The sequence below is a fragment of the Enterococcus sp. DIV1094 genome (assembly GCF_017316305.2).
In the GTDB taxonomy this organism is placed as follows: domain Bacteria; phylum Bacillota; class Bacilli; order Lactobacillales; family Enterococcaceae; genus Enterococcus_B; species Enterococcus_B mangumiae.
Window position 1 is genome coordinate 1,980,180 of record NZ_CP147250.1, and the last position, 18,043, is coordinate 1,998,222.

The 18,043-nt window shown below is 38.9% G+C and carries 18 protein-coding genes, 1 pseudogene and 1 riboswitch; of the genes and pseudogenes, 13 read left to right on the plus strand and 6 right to left on the minus strand.

Going from position 1 to position 18,043, the window contains the following annotated elements; translation table 11 throughout:
* Positions 1-3 precede the first annotated feature (3 nt).
* The gene (locus DOK79_RS09440) at positions 4-1,011 is read left to right on the plus strand and encodes an RNA-guided endonuclease TnpB family protein (RefSeq protein WP_206853367.1); all 1,008 of its coding nucleotides are present in this window, start codon (positions 4-6) and stop codon (positions 1,009-1,011) included.
* A 143-nt stretch (positions 1,012-1,154) separates the two neighbouring features.
* Here DOK79_RS09440 and DOK79_RS09445 read toward each other — a convergent pair whose 3' ends face one another.
* Together DOK79_RS09445 and DOK79_RS09450 are read right to left on the minus strand one after the other, a co-directional pair.
* Positions 1,155-1,976, minus strand: coding sequence for an NUDIX domain-containing protein (locus DOK79_RS09445; RefSeq protein WP_206853365.1), 822 nt, complete (start codon positions 1,974-1,976; stop codon positions 1,155-1,157).
* A gap of 91 nt (positions 1,977-2,067) precedes the next feature.
* The gene (locus DOK79_RS09450) at positions 2,068-2,346 is read right to left on the minus strand and encodes a hypothetical protein (protein ID WP_242543203.1); all 279 of its coding nucleotides are present in this window, start codon (positions 2,344-2,346) and stop codon (positions 2,068-2,070) included.
* Between the two features lie 277 nt (positions 2,347-2,623).
* Here DOK79_RS09450 and metG point away from each other — a divergent pair, with 277 nt between their 5' ends.
* Positions 2,624-4,633, plus strand: coding sequence for a methionine--tRNA ligase (metG, locus tag DOK79_RS09455; protein ID WP_206853363.1), 2,010 nt, complete (start codon positions 2,624-2,626; stop codon positions 4,631-4,633).
* A 138-nt stretch (positions 4,634-4,771) separates the two neighbouring features.
* On the opposite strand, the gene DOK79_RS09460 is transcribed toward metG, so the two are convergent.
* A complete protein-coding gene (locus DOK79_RS09460) occupies positions 4,772-5,437 on the minus strand; it encodes a MerR family transcriptional regulator (RefSeq protein WP_242543202.1) in 666 nt (221 codons plus the stop codon).
* Between the two features lie 204 nt (positions 5,438-5,641).
* On the opposite strand from DOK79_RS09460, the gene DOK79_RS09465 reads away from it, so the two are divergent.
* Both DOK79_RS09465 and DOK79_RS09470 read left to right on the plus strand, forming a co-directional pair.
* Complete coding sequence (locus tag DOK79_RS09465) at positions 5,642-6,361, plus strand: hypothetical protein (protein ID WP_206853361.1); 720 nt, start codon at positions 5,642-5,644, stop codon at positions 6,359-6,361.
* 288 nt (positions 6,362-6,649) lie between these two features.
* Positions 6,650-7,411: a Fic family protein gene (locus DOK79_RS09470; protein ID WP_206853359.1), complete on the plus strand. Its 762-nt coding sequence runs from the start codon at positions 6,650-6,652 to the stop codon at positions 7,409-7,411.
* A gap of 41 nt (positions 7,412-7,452) precedes the next feature.
* Here the strand turns inward: DOK79_RS09470 and DOK79_RS09475 are convergent, their stop codons facing one another.
* On the minus strand, positions 7,453-8,046 hold the full coding sequence (locus tag DOK79_RS09475) for a hypothetical protein (RefSeq protein ID WP_206853356.1): 594 nt from the start codon (positions 8,044-8,046) through the stop codon (positions 7,453-7,455).
* A 171-nt stretch (positions 8,047-8,217) separates the two neighbouring features.
* Here DOK79_RS09475 and DOK79_RS09480 point away from each other — a divergent pair, with 171 nt between their 5' ends.
* From DOK79_RS09480 to DOK79_RS09500, 5 genes are all read left to right on the plus strand, one after another.
* On the plus strand, positions 8,218-9,540 hold the full coding sequence (locus DOK79_RS09480) for an APC family permease (RefSeq protein WP_206853354.1): 1,323 nt from the start codon (positions 8,218-8,220) through the stop codon (positions 9,538-9,540).
* A gap of 202 nt (positions 9,541-9,742) precedes the next feature.
* Positions 9,743-10,519, plus strand: coding sequence for a TatD family hydrolase (locus tag DOK79_RS09485; protein WP_206853352.1), 777 nt, complete (start codon positions 9,743-9,745; stop codon positions 10,517-10,519).
* Entirely contained in the window at positions 10,512-11,081 is a 570-nt protein-coding gene (gene rnmV, locus DOK79_RS09490) for a ribonuclease M5 (protein WP_206853350.1), read from the plus strand. The genes DOK79_RS09485 and rnmV overlap by 8 nt, the downstream gene beginning before the upstream one ends.
* The gene (gene rsmA, locus DOK79_RS09495; protein WP_206853348.1) at positions 11,074-11,958 is read left to right on the plus strand and encodes a 16S rRNA (adenine(1518)-N(6)/adenine(1519)-N(6))-dimethyltransferase RsmA; all 885 of its coding nucleotides are present in this window, start codon (positions 11,074-11,076) and stop codon (positions 11,956-11,958) included. The genes rnmV and rsmA overlap by 8 nt, the downstream gene beginning before the upstream one ends.
* 249 nt (positions 11,959-12,207) lie before the next feature.
* Positions 12,208-12,834: a hypothetical protein gene (locus DOK79_RS09500; protein WP_206853344.1), complete on the plus strand. Its 627-nt coding sequence runs from the start codon at positions 12,208-12,210 to the stop codon at positions 12,832-12,834.
* Positions 12,835-12,910: 76 nt separating this feature from the next.
* Here the strand turns inward: DOK79_RS09500 and DOK79_RS09505 are convergent, their stop codons facing one another.
* Positions 12,911-14,020, minus strand: a complete 1,110-nt coding sequence (locus tag DOK79_RS09505; protein WP_206853341.1) for an ABC transporter ATP-binding protein — start codon at positions 14,018-14,020, stop codon at positions 12,911-12,913.
* 368 nt (positions 14,021-14,388) lie between these two features.
* On the opposite strand from DOK79_RS09505, the gene DOK79_RS09510 reads away from it, so the two are divergent.
* From DOK79_RS09510 to DOK79_RS09525, 4 genes and pseudogenes are all read left to right on the plus strand, one after another.
* Entirely contained in the window at positions 14,389-14,622 is a 234-nt protein-coding gene (locus tag DOK79_RS09510; protein WP_206853338.1) for an antitoxin MazE, read from the plus strand.
* 4 nt (positions 14,623-14,626) lie between these two features.
* A pseudogene (locus tag DOK79_RS09515) lies at positions 14,627-14,855 on the plus strand (type II toxin-antitoxin system PemK/MazF family toxin).
* A 63-nt stretch (positions 14,856-14,918) separates the two neighbouring features.
* Complete coding sequence (gene mgsA, locus DOK79_RS09520; protein ID WP_206853335.1) at positions 14,919-15,350, plus strand: methylglyoxal synthase; 432 nt, start codon at positions 14,919-14,921, stop codon at positions 15,348-15,350.
* A 153-nt stretch (positions 15,351-15,503) separates the two neighbouring features.
* A riboswitch (THF riboswitch) is annotated at positions 15,504-15,601 on the plus strand.
* Between the two features lie 36 nt (positions 15,602-15,637).
* Positions 15,638-16,171 carry a folate family ECF transporter S component gene (locus DOK79_RS09525; protein WP_206853332.1) on the plus strand — a complete coding sequence of 178 codons (534 nt, stop codon included), beginning with the start codon at positions 15,638-15,640 and terminating at the stop codon, positions 16,169-16,171.
* Positions 16,172-16,266: 95 nt separating this feature from the next.
* Here the strand turns inward: DOK79_RS09525 and DOK79_RS09530 are convergent, their stop codons facing one another.
* Positions 16,267-18,042: an ABC transporter ATP-binding protein gene (locus DOK79_RS09530; RefSeq protein ID WP_206853327.1), complete on the minus strand. Its 1,776-nt coding sequence runs from the start codon at positions 18,040-18,042 to the stop codon at positions 16,267-16,269.
* Position 18,043 lies beyond the last annotated feature (1 nt).

Here is an 18,043-nt window from a genome sequence, read left to right on the forward strand (position 1 = left end):
CCGATGCTAAAAGCCTTTAAATTTCGAATTTATCCCACTGCTTCACAAAAACAGTGGTTGATCCAAACATTTGGTTGTGTGCGTTTCACTTACAATCATTTATTAAAAGCCAGACAAGCGTATTATTTGGAAACAAAAGAAATCGATTATACGTTGACACCTGCTTCTTTAAAAAAACAATATCCTTTTTTAAAGGAAGTCGATAGTTTAGCCTTAGCGAATGCCCAATTAAACTTGGATCGTGCATTTCGTAATTATTTTAAAGGACGCGCAAGCTTCCCCAAACTGAAAAATAAAAAAAGTATTTGGCAGTCGTATACGACGAACAACCAAAAGGGAACGATCTATTTAGAAGAAACATACATCAAACTGCCAAAGTTAAAAGAGAAGATCCGCATCCATGCCCATCGTCCGATCGAAGGAACGATTCGTTCAGCGACGATCTCCTCTCGTTACAATGAGCTGTTTTATGTGTCATTGCTTTGTGAAGTTCCCCAAAAAACAATGGAAGCATCAAATAAATGGATCGGGATCGCCTATGATCCAGATCGTCTAGTGGAGATGTCCACACCGATCGATATCTCGGTCCCTAAATTCAAACACGTCGATCGGCAGCTTGTTCGAGCAAAAAGAAAGCTTGTGATCAAAGGTCGGGCAGCGCAACACAGACGGACACACGTTGAAAGAGTTAAAAATTACCAAAAACAAAAACGAAAAATCAAAGACCTGTATTTAAAACAAAAATTTCAACGAGAAGACTATTTTGAACAAATTTCAGGAACGGTCATCCGTAACTATGATTATTTGTTTGTCGAATCGATTTCAGCAGACTGTTCAGAAGGTGAGTTTTCAATCCAAGATTGGCATAAGCTATTAGCAAAACTCCAGTACAAATCGCAATGGTACAGCAAAAAGCTAGTATTGATCGATATGCAGGAACAAACGAATCCTTCCACAGGAAAAAAGAGTCTGGAATTAGTTGAAATAGGAAAACAAGTTCTGTTTGAATAAAAAAACTGGTAGGGGCGCCAGGGTTCGCCTTGTTTATAAAAAACAACTATTGTTTTTGTTTCTAGGAATTTCTTTAAGAAAAGCTCACTAATTATGACAAACCAAAAAAGAGGAGAAGAGCATTTACTGCCCTTCACCTCTTTTTATTCTGTATGCCCAGGTTTTAATTGATAGATTTTTGAAGGACGTCCGATCCCAACTGGACGTTCGCCGATTTCATCAAAGTACTGTAACATTGCTTTTTTAAAATTGGAATGATCGATCATTTTAAAATCGATCCCTAAAAATTTAGCAAATACTTTACGTGCTTCTGTGATCGTGAAGTCTTTTCCTAGAACTTGAAGCACCTGTGGCTCATGTTCCATTTTATTGACGACACGGTTGAAGGCTTTGACAATGATCTCGCTGTGGTCAAAGGCTAACGTGTCTTTGCCGGAAGATTCACTTGTCGTTAAATCAAGCGTGATTGCCACCTCACCACTCGATAAATGAAGCTTGTTTGCATTGCGTTCCAGAGAAAACCATTGGACTTCTTTGGCATCGTCTCCAGCAATCAAAGGTTCTTCACCGATAAAGGCGAGATAGCTGACTGTGACGACCCAGCCACGAGGGTCACGGTTTGGTGTACTGAAGGTATGCAGTTGTTCAATATTTTCTTCTGAGATGACAACGCCAGTTTCTTCCTTGGTTTCTCTTAAGACGCTGGCACCTGTCGATTCATTCTTTTGGACGAATCCTCCAGGAAGTGCCCAGGAATTTCGATAAGGATGGCTTTTACGCTGGATAAGCAAAACTTTTAATTGATCTTCTTCTTTGTTATAGCAGAGTAAAACGATATCGACTGTCAAGGAAGGTTTCTCATATTCAGGCCGCTCTTGGTCTTGGTACCAAGCTAAGAAATCGGCTTCCGGTGCTTCTTGTTCATAATAGGTTTTTTCTTCTTCTTTTGAATGAAAGTGTTCCACGTTTTCACCTCCCGTTAGATTAAGGCGCTTTTTACATTATTGTAGCAGAATCTCAAGTAAAACCAAAGATTTCTAGACAAATAAATCAAACTCATAGTTGAAAGAGAAACGGTAAGAGTAGATTAAATAGGAAGAAAAGCAAATAAAAAGGGAGAAGCTTTTGTTTTTCTTCTCGAATGGCGAAAAATCCACAGACAACGATGTACACTGCTAGGACAACTCGAAGGATCATTGAGAGTAAAAGAAACGTGTTCAGCTGTCCATGAAGATTGAAATAACCGTATAAACGTAAATAATAGAAACTAAATAGTAGATGGACGAGCGAAAGTAAAGTAATACTGATAATAAATAATTTGTGCTTTTTTGTCATTAGTCTCAAAACCTTTTCTTATATGATATTGCTTATTATAACATGTTTGTAAAGCAGAGAATGGCGTGTAGGCAATCTAAAAGAAAAACGAGTGATTGGTTGAGCAGGGAAGTGAGTGACATCTCACTATAACAGAAGTTCTTGATCGATATTTTTATGAAAGAATCGAACATTGTAACATTTCGGGAGTTATCAAAAAAAGCTAACAGCGTATTCATTTTATGGTATACTAGCAAGGAAACGAATTCGCACCATGCGATAAAGGAGGAAGTACCCCATGGCAGAAAAGGAAACTTTTTATATCACTACGCCCATCTATTATCCAAGTGGCAAACTGCACATTGGCAATTCTTATACAACGATTGCATGTGATGCTGTTGCACGTTATAAACGTTTGATGGGCTTTGATGTGTTTTATCTAACTGGGGTAGATGAACACGGACAGAAAATTGAGAAGAAAGCAGAAGAATTAGGCGTAGAGCCACAGGAATATGTAGACAAAATGGCTGCAGATGTCAAAAAACTGTGGAAAACATTAGATATCAGCTACGATAAATTCATTCGCACAACCGATGATTATCATAAAGCAGCGGTTCAAAAAATCTTTGATCGTTTGCTTGAACAAGGCGATATTTACTTAGGTGAATATGAAGGCTGGTATTCTGTCTCAGACGAAGAATTCTTTACAGAAACACAACTTGCAGAAGTTTACAAAGATGAAGACGGCAAAGTGATCGGCGGAAAAGCGCCAAGTGGTCATGAAGTCGAACTAGTCAAGGAAGAGTCTTATTTCTTCCGTATGAGCAAGTATGCGGATCGCTTGTTAGAATACTACGAAGAACACCCAGAATTCATCCAACCAGAATCGCGTAAAAACGAAATGATCAATAACTTCATCAAACCAGGTTTAGAAGATCTAGCGGTTTCACGTACGACATTCAGCTGGGGAATCAATGTCAAAAATGATCCGAAGCATGTGGTGTATGTTTGGATTGATGCGTTATCAAACTATATCACGGCATTAGGCTACGGCTCAGACGACGATCAATTATTCCAGAAATATTGGCCGGCAGATGTCCATATGGTCGGAAAAGAAATCGTTCGTTTCCATACGATCTATTGGCCGATCATGTTGATGGCATTAGATATCCCATTGCCGAAGAAAGTCTTTGGGCATGGCTGGTTGCTGATGAAAGATGGCAAGATGTCTAAATCAAAAGGAAATGTCGTTTATCCGGAAATGCTTGTAGAACGTTATGGCTTAGATGCGCTACGTTACTACTTATTACGTGCTGTACCATTCGGTTCAGACGGCGTATTTACACCAGAAGATTTTGTTTCTCGTGTAAATTACGATTTGGCGAATGACTTAGGGAATCTTTTGAATCGTACGATTGCGATGATCAATAAATATTGCGACGGTGTAGTTCCTGATTATGCCTCATTAGTGACACCATTTGACAGTGAGTTATCGACAACTGCTGCGAACGTGGTAGGTCGTTACCATGATGCGATGGAAAAAATGGAATTCAACACTGCCTTAGCTGAAATTTGGGTATTGATTTCTCGTGCCAACAAATATATCGACGAAACAGAGCCTTGGGTATTAGCGAAAGACGAAGAGAAGAAAAAAGAATTGGAGAGTGTGATGATCCACTTAGCTGAGTCGCTACGTATCACAGCAATTCTCTTACAACCGATCATGACAGAAACACCAAGCAAGATTTTCAATCAATTAGGGTTGGATGCTGAAACAATGGATCTTGAAGGCTTGCACTTCGGTGAATTCCCATCTGGAACTAAAGTTGTTGCAAAAGGCACACCGATCTTCCCACGTTTAGAGTTGGAAGAAGAAATTGCCTACATCCAAGCGAAAATGTCAGAAGGTACTCAAACAAATGAGGACTCTGTCAAATGGGACCCAGAAGAAACAGAACTTGTTTCCACAAAAGAAAAACAAATCAAGTTCGATGTATTTGAAAAAGTCGAATTAAAAGTAGCGGAAGTTATCAATTGTCAAAAAGTAGAAGGCGCAGATAAACTGTTGCAATTCCGCTTAGATGCAGGTGATAACCAAGACCGTCAGATCTTATCTGGTATTGCTGAGTTTTATCCTGATCCTAGTGAATTGATCGGCAAAAAATTGGTGATCGTTGCCAACTTGAAACCACGCAAAATGCGCGGACTGATCAGCCAAGGGATGATTCTTTCAGCAGAAGCAGCAGATGGCTCGCTCCAAGTGATCGAAGCACCAAAAGGTATGCCAAACGGTTCGGAAGTTGGCTAAAATGCAATAACTAATAGAGGTTTCAACAAAAATATTTAGCCTCGGTAAATAAGACGACAACCACAAAATCGATGTTCAGATTTTGTGGTTGTCGTCTTGTTCTTTGGCTCGTTAATTAAAACGAAAACTATAGGTATTCTATTCACTGATCACACGTAATAACTCATTGAATGAGGCGATGCCCTTGATTTGTTCCAATAAGATGCCATCGATTTGCTGTAAGGTATTAACGGCAATTTCTCTGGTATGGCTGATTTCATTGTTATCAAGTCTTTCAAGTACTTCTTTCACACTTTCTAAGGAAAATACGGCACGTTGTACGGTTCTAATAATGAAAACTCTTCTAATATCGTAAATATTGAACTCTCGAAATCGACTATCCTTATTCCGAGTCGGCTTTAGTAATCCTTCTTTTTCCCAGTGGCGAATGGCAGATGTCGATACAGTTGCTTCCTTGGCAACTTCGCCAATCGAAAAGTGTTTTTTATCTTTATATTTTGGCGTACTTGATAGAGCAGTTGGGTCAAGTATAGCGATGGTATGTTTGACTATTTGCTTTTCTGTATGAAGTTTTACTTGTTCATCATTGATCTTCCAAAGAACTTTTGTCATTTCCCCCGTCATAACTAAAGGCATGATCTCTTTTATAAAATCCATACCAAAACCAGGAAGCATCGATCGGATACAACGAAAATATGCTTGATGTTCATAGGTGTAGATTCGATAGCCATTTTTTGCTCGTTCGACTTTAGGGATGATCCCCCAAGACTCATAGTGTCTTAACGCACTTGTACTAATATTCAATTATTTTGCAATTTCGTTGCCTCTCATTCTTATACACCTCTACTTTTCATTATAATTAAACTTTAAAGTTCATGACAACTTATATTTCCAAATATATGATCAAATATACGTTTATTTGTTGAAACATTAGCATTTGCATTAATTTGCTATGATTATTGTAGGGAATAAAATTTCTACCAATTTAGTTTTAAGGGAGGCAATTCAATGAATGAAATCATCGTTAAAAAGAGTGTACCATTATTGCCAGCTGTTTCAATGGAACAGACAGTTGCATTTTATAAGGAACTTGGTTTTACTAATCTATATGAGAACAAAAAACGTTCACGCGGGTATGCAATCATGGATAATGGGTATTTAAATTTTCAACTCTACAGCTATAAAAAATTGACAGTACCTACGCCAACGAATATGTATTTATATGAAGTTGAGAATATTGATTCGTTATACGAACTTTTTATATCGAATTATAAACAGATCCATGGGAAGGTTCCGCCAAGAAATGGCTTACCTAGAGTGGGGATTCCAAAGAATTTAGATGCTGATAGAAGATTTAGTATAACTGATCCTAATGGGAATCATTTCATTTTTTCACAACCTTATAGTCATAAAAGAGAGCACTCAGACAAATCAAGATTTGAAAAATTATATTGGGAAAGTAACACGCTTGCTTATTCCCACGAAAGCCCGATTGAAGCTAAAAAAATGCTTGAAAGTGCAATATCAAGAGCGGACCTACAATCAGAATTACCTGAAGTTGTCTTTCAAGTATATGTACTCTTAACGGATGTTTCAATTCTTTTAGGCGATACAAAAAGTGCAAAAAAATATTATAGTGATGCAAGTCATTGGTTTGGAAAAATAGGCAATCAGACAGTCGAAGATTTAGCAGATTCGATCGAACAGTATCAAAGATTTGATGTATAAAAAGATGGATAGGTTGACTCAGACATCGAGCATTTTTTCTTGGATAAAGTTTTTGTGTAGAGCTAGAATAATAGCCTATCGAAACTAAATCTTTCTTTCATAATCATTGTTCAATGAAATTTTCGAAATGTCACAGCTAAACAAAACATACATGTTACAATAAGAAAGAAAAGTGTCTAGGTATAAAAAGTAAAGAGTCCAAACCGAGTCATCAGATTATTGGTTTAGACAGAATGATTTATGAAATATAGGATAACTACGCTACCTATTGGGAGAGGAGGAATAAAGATGGATGTGAATGAGTTAGATTTGATCACGCGATTTATCTTGGAAAGGAAAGCAAATCTGCATGGTGGAATTTACCATTTAACGCAAGTAGAAATGGCGTATAACTCCAATCGAATCGAAGGATCGAGAATTTCTGAGAAGCAAACCGCCTTGATATTTGAAAATAATATTCTACCTCCTGCTGAAAATGGTGAGGCGACGAAACTAGATGATATCAAAGAAACAGAAAATCATTTCAAAGGTTTTGATTACGTGATTGAGCATATCGAAGAACCATTATCGAATGATTTTATTAAAGAATTACACCGTATTTTGAAACGAGGAACAACCGATGAAAAAAATCCGCTGACACCTGTTGGAGAATTCAAGATTGTTCAAAATATGATTGGGTTTGGTTATGAGGAAGTTGAAACAGCAGCGCCAGAGAACGTAAGCGAAGAAATGATGGATTTAATTACGAACTACGAGAATCAAAAGAACAAAAGTTTAGCTGAGATTGCTGACTTCCATGTGAAATATGAAAGAATCCATCCTTTTGCAGATGGCAACGGACGTACAGGACGCTTGCTCATGTTCAAAGAATGTTTGAAGCACAATGTCATGCCTTTCGTCATCAAAGATATCCATCGTGAATTTTATTATAGAGGTTTAAGTAATTGGGGAACCGAGAACGGTTATTTGCTCGATACTTTAGGTATGAGCCAGGATATGTATGAACAGTTTTTGAAACGAATGAAATTCACAGGAGCGATTCATCACTAGAGTCGTTTTAGAGACAGTCAAAAAAGTCGAACGATGAGAAATCATCGTCCGACTTTCTTTAGTTTTAACCGTTGTTTGACTTTTGTTGGCAATAAAGCTGCTACGATTGAAAAAGGAATACATAAAATATACCAAGCAACCAGACGGCTATTGCCATAACGTGCATAGATCTTGAGCAATAGCGTGTGTAAAATCACTAAACCTACCAGTAAGCTAATAGCGAAGAACCATGTCGTATCCCAATCGTTCAAGTGACGCAAAGCGTTCATTGCTAAAGGATAGCCATAGAAAAATATCCCGACCATCGTAACGCGCCAATTTTTGACGATCGTTTGGACATTCAATAGTAAAAAGAGGACAGAAAGTAAAAAAGCAATGGGCGGAAACAAACCAACAAGAAAGGAATAGACGATTCCCCACAACAACATCCCAGGTCCTTTGATCAAGGCCGCAATGAGAAGAAAACCAGCCATCAATAGCAATTGTTGCGTAAATGTCGCAATCGTTAACCAACCAAATAAAATCAACAATAACCAATGTAGCTTGGATTGCTTTTGTTCTTTTTGTGGAAAGAGAGTAGCACCTTTATCTTTTAAATAAGTGGCTAATTTTGGATCGATTGATTGAAAATCCATCTGGTTACCTCCTTACAATTCCAAGTAGTCCTATTTTATAGAAGATATAGCAAAAAAACATCCGTCTTAAGAGGGATGTTTTTCAATAAAAATTTCTGAAAAGAATGGTAAAACGAAAAGTTCTCAGTTATACTGAAAAAAATAAAAAAGAAATACGAAATGAGGAAGAGGATGAAAGGGAAATTAAAACGCGAGATCAATTTGTTTGGTGCACTATCTACAGTGATGGGAACTGTGATTGGCGCCGGCGTCTTTTTTAAAACAGCAGCGGTAGTGGCAAGTACACAATCAACAAGTTTGACGTTACTCGCGTGGTTGTTAGGAGGGTTCTTAACGATCTGTGCCGGCCTAACGGTAGCTGAATTAGCCACTGCGATTCCTGAAACCGGTGGAGCAGTCAAATATATTGAAGCAGCTTACGGTAAGTTACCAAGTTTTCTATTAGGCTGGGCACAAAGTTTGATCTACTTTCCAGCCAACATCGCGGCACTGTCGATCATCTTTGCGACACAGCTGATCAATCTTTTGCAACTACCAGCTAATTATTTATTAGTGATCGCGATTATTACGGCACTTTCTATCACTGGGTTGAATCTCCTAGGAACCAAAGTTGGTGCTTATGTTCAATCTGTTACATTAGTGATCAAGTTGATCCCGATTGCAGTGATCGTCATTTGGGGTCTTTTGACACCTGGACAAGGGACGGTTCAATTATTTCCAGTAGAAGCAGGTCAAGGTGTTTCCTGGGCAGAAGGACTAAGCGGTGCTTTGTTGGCAACACTTTTTGCTTACGATGGTTGGTTAGGTGTTGGAGCGATGGCAGGAGAAATGAAGCGTCCAGAAAAGGATTTGCCAAAAGCAATTATTCTAGGATTAAGTTTTGTGACATTCGTCTACTTATTGATCAATTTCGTCTTTTTGAAAACATTACCGATCGATCAAATTGCTGGAAACTTGAATGCTTCCTCTGATTCGTCTGCCGTTATCTTCGGTGAATTGGGAGGGAAAATTGTTACGATCGGTATTTTGATCTCTGTTTATGGGGCATTGAATGGTTATACACTGACCGGAATTCGCGTCCCTTATGCAATGGCATTAGAAAATGAATTGCCATTCAGTAAACAGTTATCGAAGCTCTCAAAAAATTTCACGGTTCCATATGTACCTGCGTTATTCCAACTAGCGATTGCATGTATCATGATGAGCTTAGGATCATTTGATTTTCTGACGGATATGCTGATTTTTGTGATGTGGCTATTTAGCTTATTGATTTTCATTGGCGTATTCATTTTAAGAAAGAAAGCGCCTGAAATGCCTCGTCCTTATAAAGTGCCTTTCTATCCGGTGATACCGATCATCGCGATCTTAGGAGCAATCTTTATTTTAGGAATGACACTGATCACACAAACGAATCTAGCGATGATCGGCATCTTAGTGACATTGTTAGGTGTGCCTGTGTTTTATTACAAAAAAAGACAATCGGAAAGTAAATAAGTTTCGATTGAAAAAGTGGAGACGTTAGTTCTCTTGCGTCCTCTAACACTGAATAAACGACGGGAATAAAAGTGACTTCTCTAAGGAGAACACTTTTATCCCGTCTTGTTTTTTTCGTAACAGATATCATGTTTTTTAGTCGTTGAGACTTCTTTAAAGCCTATTTATATGCTAAAGTAATGAATGAAAAGGAGAGATAAAAATGATATTTGATTCTCATACTCATTTGAACGCAGAACAATTCAATGAGGATATCCCTGAAACGATCCAGCGTGCAGAAGAACTAGGTGTGACTAAAATGGCAGTCGTAGGTTTTGATACGCCGACGATCGAAAAGTCTTTGATGCTTAGTCAAGATTACCCAAATATTTATAGCATTATCGGTTGGCATCCCACGGAAGCTGGCAGCTATACGAAAGAAATCGAAAATAAACTACAAGAACAATTGACTTTACCCAAAGTAGTTGCTTTAGGTGAGATCGGATTGGATTACTACTGGATGGAAGATCCTAAAGAAGTCCAAGACAAAATCTTCCGAAGACAGATCGCGATCGCTAAAGAGATGCGCCTACCGATCAGCATCCATACGAGAGATGCGTTAGAAGATACGTATAAGGTTTTAAAAGAAGAAGACATCCGAGATATCGGTGGGATCATGCATAGCTTCAGTGGTGATTTTGAGTGGGCAAAACGTTTCCTTGATTTAGGGATGCACATTTCCTTTAGTGGCGTAGTCACATTCAAAAAGGCATTAGATGTGCAGGAAGCTGCCACAAATGTACCATTGGATCGGCTGTTGGTCGAAACGGATGCACCTTATTTAGCACCTGTACCGTATCGTGGCAAAAGAAATGAACCGGGCTATACACGTTACACAGTAGAAAAGATCGCAGAACTTCGTCAGCTACCGATGGAAGAAGTAGCTGCACAGACATGGGAAAACGCCCATCGTTTGTTTGGATTAGCAGAGCATGACTAAATTAAAGATCCAAGAAATCATTGTCGTCGAAGGGAAAGACGATACGAGACGATTACAAGAAGTGGTTGAAGCCGACACGATAGAAACCATTGGATCAGCGATCAACGAAGAAATATTGATGCAGATCGAACATGCGCAGGAAACTCGAGGCATCATTATTTTTACAGACCCAGATTTTTCAGGTGAAAAAATCCGTAAAACGATCATGGAAGTTGTACCACAAGCAAAACACGCCTTTTTACCGAGGAATCAAGCAGTCCCGAAGAAGAAAGGGAGTTTAGGGGTCGAGCATGCGAGTGATACGGCGATCTTAGAAGCATTGAAAAAAGTCGTCACGCCAGTCGATGATGAGGAACAAACACCAGAAATCACTAGACAAATGCTTGTGACACAAGGTTTGATTGCAGGACCTCAAGCAAAAGAAAAGCGGGAAATGTTAGGTGACGAATTACGCATCGGCTATACCAACGGAAAACAATTGGAGAAACGGTTGAACATGTTCCGGATTACGTTAGACGAGTTTAAACAGGCAATGAAAAAAGTGGAGGATCATTATGAGTGAATATCGGGACATTGCAACACCCACTAGAACGAAAGAGATTTTATTGAAACACGGTTTTTCTTTTAAGAAAAGCTTAGGGCAAAACTTTTTGACAGAGCCGAACATCCTTAGAAAAATCATTGAGACTGGTCAAATCGATCAGCAAACTAATGTGATCGAAGTAGGACCAGGGATCGGTGCATTGACAGAGCAGATTGCACGTCACGCCAAGCAAGTGGTCGCCTTTGAAATCGATGACCGATTGATCCCTGTTTTGGCGGATACACTTGCGCCTTATAAAAATGTGACAGTCATCCATCAAGATATCTTAAAAACCGATTTAGCAGAGGCAATAAGTACACAATTCAAAGAAAAACTACCTTTGAAGGTAGTTGCGAATCTACCTTATTACATTACGACACCAATCATGATGCATTTTCTTGAGTCAGGAGTCGTTGTCGATGAAATGATCGTGATGATGCAAAAAGAAGTGGCCGATCGTATTTCAGCTAAACCTGGAACAAAAGCATATGGCTCGTTGTCGATTGCTGTCCAGTATTACATGGAAGCCAGCTTAGCGTTTATTGTTCCAAAAACTGTTTTTGTTCCACAACCTAACGTGGATTCAGCGATTTTGAAATTGACGAGACGAGCAACACCAGCAGTTTCTGTGACAGATGAGCAAGCCTTTTTCCGTTTGACCAAAGCTGCGTTTCAACAGCGCAGAAAAACCTTATGGAATAACTTGCAGCATGCTTATGGGAAAGATGAAGAAACAAAAAATTGGTTGACCGAAAGTCTTTCTAAGGCAGAGATCGATCCGAAAAGACGAGGCGAAACACTTTCTTTAGAAGAATTTGCTGCACTAAGCAATGCAATGGAGCAGCTAAAGAAATAAAGCAATCAGTCTAAGACATGAAAAAACGTCTAAAAGATGAATCATCAGACACCTCTTGAGAAAATAAGCTTAGCTATTTTTTTCAAGAGGTTCTTATTATCTTAAAAACAGTTTTTTTGGCGTACTTACTCGACTTTAGAAGATGTAAGGTGTCTGCTTCTTTTTGCCTTTAGGTGTCTTGACACATTGATGATTTAGCAGTACAATAAGTCAAAATGAATGTGTCAAGACACGTTAAGGAGTAAAAAAATGAAAACAAATTCTGTAAGAAAACTGACAATTTCCGCTTTGCTGATTGGGATGGGGATTCTTATCCCGATGATCATGCCTAAAATCGTGATCCCCCCTGCATCATTTACACTTGCTTCCCATGTGCCATTATTTATCGCAATGTTCTTTTCACCAGGTGTCGCTGTTGCAGTAGAACTAGGTACAACATTTGGCTTCTTCTTGACTACACCAGTGATTATTGCACTTCGCGCATTGTCTCATTTGGTGTTTGCGCTGATCGGCGCATGGTATTTACAAAAAAAACCAGGAATCGTCTTAAAAGACGGAGAGTTCACTTTATTGAACTGGCGCTTTCAAGGATTTAATTTCCTAATTGGTGTGATCCATTCGATTGTTGAGATGATTGTCGTCAGTGTGTTCTTCTTTATTGGAAACATGCCTGAAACATACTACGCAGAAGGGTACTTCTATACAGTATTCATCTTGATGGGGATCGGTGGTTTGATCCACAGTTTAGTGGATTACAATATTGCTTATTTTATCGCTGGTACATTAAGCAAATTTTTCGACGTACCAGTTTTCACTGCCGCAAAAAAACAGCAAAAGAACGAGATCATGCAAGGAACGATCAAAAGAACTGTTTAGTTATTGAAGAAATCAAAACAAAGCCCAACGATCACAAGATCGTTGGGACTTTTATTTATCATCGATTGTTTATAGATTATGGGATCGTAATGACGTCTTCTGTATCTTTATCAAAGAAATGCCCTTTATTGATGTTGAAGGCAAGATCGATCATTTCTCCTGGTTTATGGAAGTCGCGAGCGTCAACTTTTGAAATGAACTCTGTTGTTCCAGTGCGAGTATAAAGCATTGTTTCTGCACCAAGTAATTCGGATACGACAACTTCTGAATTGACGACGGTTTCTGGTGAGGCATCCAAAACGACTTGCTCACTATGGATATCTTCTGGACGGATACCAAAGACAAGTTCTTTTCCTTCGTAGCCTTTTTCAACCAAGACTTTGTTTTTACCTTCAGGGATTCTTAGTTTTAACCCATGGCCATCTGAGATCACGCCTTGGTTTAGTGTGACACTGAAAAAGTTCATGGCAGGTGAGCCGATGAAACCAGCGACAAACATATTGACTGGTGTATCATAAACTTCTTTCGGTGAACCGATTTGTTGGATAAATCCATCTTTCATGATAACGATACGATCTGCCATCGTCATCGCTTCTGTTTGGTCATGGGTAACATAGATCGTTGTCGTTTCTAGACGTTGGTGTAATTTTGCGATTTCGGCACGCATAGCAACACGTAGTTTCGCGTCCAAGTTTGACAATGGCTCATCCATCAAGAAGACTTTTGCATCACGTACGATGGCACGACCTAAAGCCACACGCTGACGTTGTCCACCTGAAAGAGCAGCTGGTTTCCGTTTTAAGTATTCAGTCAAACCAAGGATCTCCGCAGCATTTTCCACACGTTGTTTGATGTCTGCTTTGTCATATTTACGTAATTTCAAACCAAACGCCATGTTGTCGAACACCGTCATGTGAGGGTATAAGGCATAGTTCTGGAATACCATCGCAATATCACGATCTTTAGGAGCAACATCATTCATTACTTTGCCGCCGATGTTCAATTCACCTTCAGAAATATCTTCAAGACCAGCGATCATACGAAGTGTCGTTGATTTCCCACAACCGGAAGGACCAACGAATACGATAAATTCACGATCTTTGATTGCCAAGTTAAAGTCAGTAACAGAATAATTTTCTGCGTTATCATATTTCTTGTATACATTTTTCAGAGCCATTTCTACCATCGAACAAACCACGCTTTCTTTTTTCTTTTATTTGATGTGTTTAGTATAGTTGAAAGCGCTATCTATAATCAATGTCACAATGAACAAGAATTCGTGGAATCTTTCGTCAATGTGTACAAAATAGAATAAATGATGTTCATGAAGCAAATCTTTCAATAATGAGAGAAAACTCCAGCAATATGGCAATTTAATTTGGGGGCTTTTACTGCTCGATTTATCAAAGATTTACCGTGTATTCACTATCTTAGAGCGTATAATACTTTGTAGATATTAAGAGATATAAAAAGGAGGCAACCAAGAAACCAAAATTTGATTTTCATGTTAAATGAAGATAAATTCAATTTAACATGAGCTGGGAGATGATAATAATGGAAACGACTGTTAGAAAGATTGGAAATTCTGTAGGAGCGATTTTTCCCAAAGATATTTCTCCAGAAGTTGGAAAAATATATACGATTATAAAAATAGGTGAAACATATGTATTAAAGCCCAAAAAAGAAGATATTTTCAAGAGTCCAGAGGCATGGGCAGTCTTTAGAGAGTCAATTACCCAAGAAGATAAAGAGTGGGATGAAATGGACCTTGAGGGAGAGGAACTATAAATAAATGGATGATCCAAAGCAAAAAGATATTGTGTGGCTGGATTTTGATTCAGCTAGAGGAAAGAAAATTTGATACATATATTAAGATCAAAGAACCACAAATAATTTCTGGACAAGTTGTTACACATCAGTTGCGTTCAATTGACTACACCGCTAGAAACATAATAAAAATTGAACAATGGGCTATTCTGACATGGGTTGATGTACTAGAAGTCCTTAATATGTTTGTATAGGAAGTTGTAGAATATCAAACCAGAAAGAAATTTGTTACACTGGTAGAAAAGGAGCGATGACAGATGAAGATAGCATTGATTGCACATGATCGCAAAAAAGAATTGATGATCAAATTTACTACTGCCTATAAAACGATACTTGAACAACATGAACTATTCGCGACAGGGACGACCGGACAAAAGATTGCAGAAGCGACAGGACTATCCGTCCATCGATTCAACTCAGGGCCTTTAGGCGGGGATCAACAGATTGGGGCGATGATCTCGGAAGATGAATTGGATCTAGTGATTTTCCTTCGTGATCCTTTAGCGGCTCAACCGCATGAGCCTGATGTGACTGCGTTGATCCGATTAGCTGATGTTTATGATATCCCTTTAGCAACGAATATCGGTACCGCAGAAGTTTTATTGCGAGGACTTGAAGCAGGGTTTTTCAAGTTCCGAGAAGTCATCCATGAAGAGGGCAGCAAGATTCCTTTTCCCAACCATCTATAAAAATTCGTGTTTTGTGGTTATTCATTAGGATTTGTTTGTTAAATGTCTGTTACGTTACGAACTAATGAATTGTTTTTGATAGAAATATTAGTTTTTTATTTACACAGAATCCTTTTCTATGCTATAGTTTGTCTGGGATAAATTCCCACTATCAACAGAGTAGAAAGTAAAGCGTTAAGTGCTTAGAGGATGGGATGTTGCCTCTAGGACGAAGGACATTTGTTCGCGGTTTTATTTTCGCATTCGCTGCATGAAACATGTAGCAGCTCTTAAAGGAGATGCTAGAAATGAAGAAAAATCGTTTAGATGCTCGTATGATTACGATCATGGGACTGTTGATCGCCTTGATGGTCACGCTGTCTCGCTTAGTTTCATTTGAAACACCATTACTCAAAATCAGTGTAACATTCATTCCCCAAGTGGTCATGGGTATTTTATTTGGCCCATTTTGGACAGGGATCGGGTCTGTTTTAGCTGATGTCGTGGGTATGGCATTATTTCCTAAATCTGTCTTTTTCATCGGCTTCACGTTGAATGCTTTTATTGAAGGAGCGATTTATGGTTTCTTTTTCTATCGCAAAGAGATCACTTGGAAAAATGCGATCTTAGCAACACTTAGTGTGACAGTGCTCATTAGTTTGATCCTGACACCACTATGGTTAGTCATTATGTACCAAGTACCGATGAACTGGGTATTTTGGGGACCACGTTTATTAAGAGCCATTATCTGGGTGCCAATCCAATCAATCATGATCTACGTGATTGGGCGTGCCATGCCATATAAAAGAATTTTGCGGAGTTTAACGACGCATACAAAATAAAAAAACAAGCAGTCTTCCCATCCCAGAAGACTGCTTGTTTTTTTATCTATAGGAGACGAAACATTTTTGTTCCGACTTCTCTCTACAAATGCTCATTATTTTTCAGCTGATCCAGTAAATTGTGCTTGATAAAGCTGACGATAGTTCCCATCTGCGATCTTCAATAATTCGTCATGCATACCCATTTCTACGATTGCTCCTTGATCCATGACGAGGATCTGATCGGCATTTTTGATCGTCGATAAGCGATGGGCGATCACGAAACTGGTTTTTCCTTCCATCATTTTTAGAAAGGCATTTTGGATTTTCTTTTCCGTCAATGTATCCACAGAACTTGTCGCTTCATCAAGTATCAACATCGGTGGATTACTGATCATGGTACGCGCGATCGTTAGTAGTTGGCGTTGCCCATCGGAGATTTTTAATCCTTGTCCACCGATACGTGTATCTAGTTTTTCAGGTAAGCGTTGGACGAATTCGTACATATATGCTGATTTGAGTGCATCATTGATTTCTTCATCACTTGCATCCGGTTTTCCGTAACGTAAATTTTCTCGTAACGTACTGTCGAATAACCATGTATCTTGTAAGACCATACCAAAACTCTTACGTAAGGAGTCACGAGCGATTTGAGTAATATCATAATCGTCGATCGTGATCGTTCCAGAGTTAACATCGTAAAAACGCATCAACAAATTCACTAAGGTCGATTTACCCGCACCAGTTTTACCAACGATTGCGACCGTTTGCCCAGGTTTGGCAACAAAGCTAAAGTTTTCGATCAAGCGTTGTTGTGGCTCATACGAGAAAGAAACATGTTTGAAAGCGACCTCGCCTTTGATCGTTTTAGGATCAAGTTGATAAGCAAAAGGTTCATCAGGCGTTTCTTCCGGTTGGTCGATCAATTCAAAAGCTCGTTCTAAACCAGAAAAAGCTGTTTGGATCTGCGTGGTGATACCTGACAATTCAATAAACGGTTTTGAAAACTGACTAGAATAGATCGTAAAGCTTGAAATAATACCAACAGTGATCGTTGAATCACTTCTTAATGCAAGTAACCCACCAATCAATCCGATGGAAAGATAGGCTAAGTGATCGACAAAACGAGAAGAAGGGTTCGTCAATGAAGAAGAAAACTGCGCACGTTGTCCTTTCTCATATAGATCGGCATTCAATGCGCTGAATTGTTGTTGATTGACTTCTTCTTGTTGGAACGCTTTGATGATTTTTTGATTACCGATTCGTTCCGTCACAAAACCTGAGATATTTCCGATGATTTTTTGTTGGTTATCAAAATCATTTTGAGAAGCTCGTGCAACTAACCAGCTAACTAAGAAAATGATCGGTGTCGAACAGATCACAACAAGGGTCAATAATGGACTCAAGTTGAGCATGAAAATCAAGGAGAGGATAATGATCGCCACGCCAGAAAACAATTGATTGAACGCCGCCGAGATTGCAATGGAGATGTTGTCCATATCGTTCGTAAAGCGGCTGACGATGTTCCCATGGGAATTTTGATCGTAATATCTTAAAGGTAAAAGATTCAAACGAGCAAAGGCATCTTTTCTTAGATTAGCAACAGATAGGTATGCTAATCGATTACTCAATACTTGGATCAACCATTGGCTGATGACATTCAGTAATACGATCCCGCCGAACATCAAAAGTAATTGGGCCAACCGAGTAAAGTTGACTTGGCCGATCCCAACCATTTGATCGATACTTTGACCAATTTGTAGTGTCATGACGACGGTAGCAACACCATTGATGATCCCCAACAAGACAGCCAGCCAAATTTCTCGTGGATGTGCAGTCAGATAGGGAACAAAGCGTTTGAGGGTTTGCATGGATAATTTTTTCGACTTCATC

Bases quoted from the DNA above. Each gene is read 5' to 3' on its own strand.
- DOK79_RS09450 (WP_242543203.1), bottom strand. From the start codon at position 2,346: ATGACAAAAAAGCACAAATTATTTATTATCAGTATTACTTTACTTTCG.
- DOK79_RS09475 (WP_206853356.1), bottom strand. From the start codon at position 8,046: ATGGATTTTCAATCAATCGATCCAAAATTAGCCACTTATTTAAAAGAT.
- DOK79_RS09485 (WP_206853352.1), top strand. From the start codon at position 9,743: ATGATATTTGATTCTCATACTCATTTGAACGCAGAACAATTCAATGAG.
- DOK79_RS09530 (WP_206853327.1), bottom strand. From the start codon at position 18,042: ATGAAGTCGAAAAAATTATCCATGCAAACCCTCAAACGCTTTGTTCCC.
- DOK79_RS09500 (WP_206853344.1), top strand. From the start codon at position 12,208: ATGAAAACAAATTCTGTAAGAAAACTGACAATTTCCGCTTTGCTGATT.
- DOK79_RS09525 (WP_206853332.1), top strand. From the start codon at position 15,638: ATGAAGAAAAATCGTTTAGATGCTCGTATGATTACGATCATGGGACTG.
- DOK79_RS09480 (WP_206853354.1), top strand. From the start codon at position 8,218: ATGAAAGGGAAATTAAAACGCGAGATCAATTTGTTTGGTGCACTATCT.
- metG (WP_206853363.1), top strand. From the start codon at position 2,624: ATGGCAGAAAAGGAAACTTTTTATATCACTACGCCCATCTATTATCCA.
- DOK79_RS09505 (WP_206853341.1), bottom strand. From the start codon at position 14,020: ATGGTAGAAATGGCTCTGAAAAATGTATACAAGAAATATGATAACGCA.
- mgsA (WP_206853335.1), top strand. From the start codon at position 14,919: ATGAAGATAGCATTGATTGCACATGATCGCAAAAAAGAATTGATGATC.
- rsmA (WP_206853348.1), top strand. From the start codon at position 11,074: ATGAGTGAATATCGGGACATTGCAACACCCACTAGAACGAAAGAGATT.
- rnmV (WP_206853350.1), top strand. From the start codon at position 10,512: ATGACTAAATTAAAGATCCAAGAAATCATTGTCGTCGAAGGGAAAGAC.
- DOK79_RS09465 (WP_206853361.1), top strand. From the start codon at position 5,642: ATGAATGAAATCATCGTTAAAAAGAGTGTACCATTATTGCCAGCTGTT.
- DOK79_RS09470 (WP_206853359.1), top strand. From the start codon at position 6,650: ATGGATGTGAATGAGTTAGATTTGATCACGCGATTTATCTTGGAAAGG.
- DOK79_RS09510 (WP_206853338.1), top strand. From the start codon at position 14,389: ATGGAAACGACTGTTAGAAAGATTGGAAATTCTGTAGGAGCGATTTTT.
- DOK79_RS09440 (WP_206853367.1), top strand. From the start codon at position 4: ATGCTAAAAGCCTTTAAATTTCGAATTTATCCCACTGCTTCACAAAAA.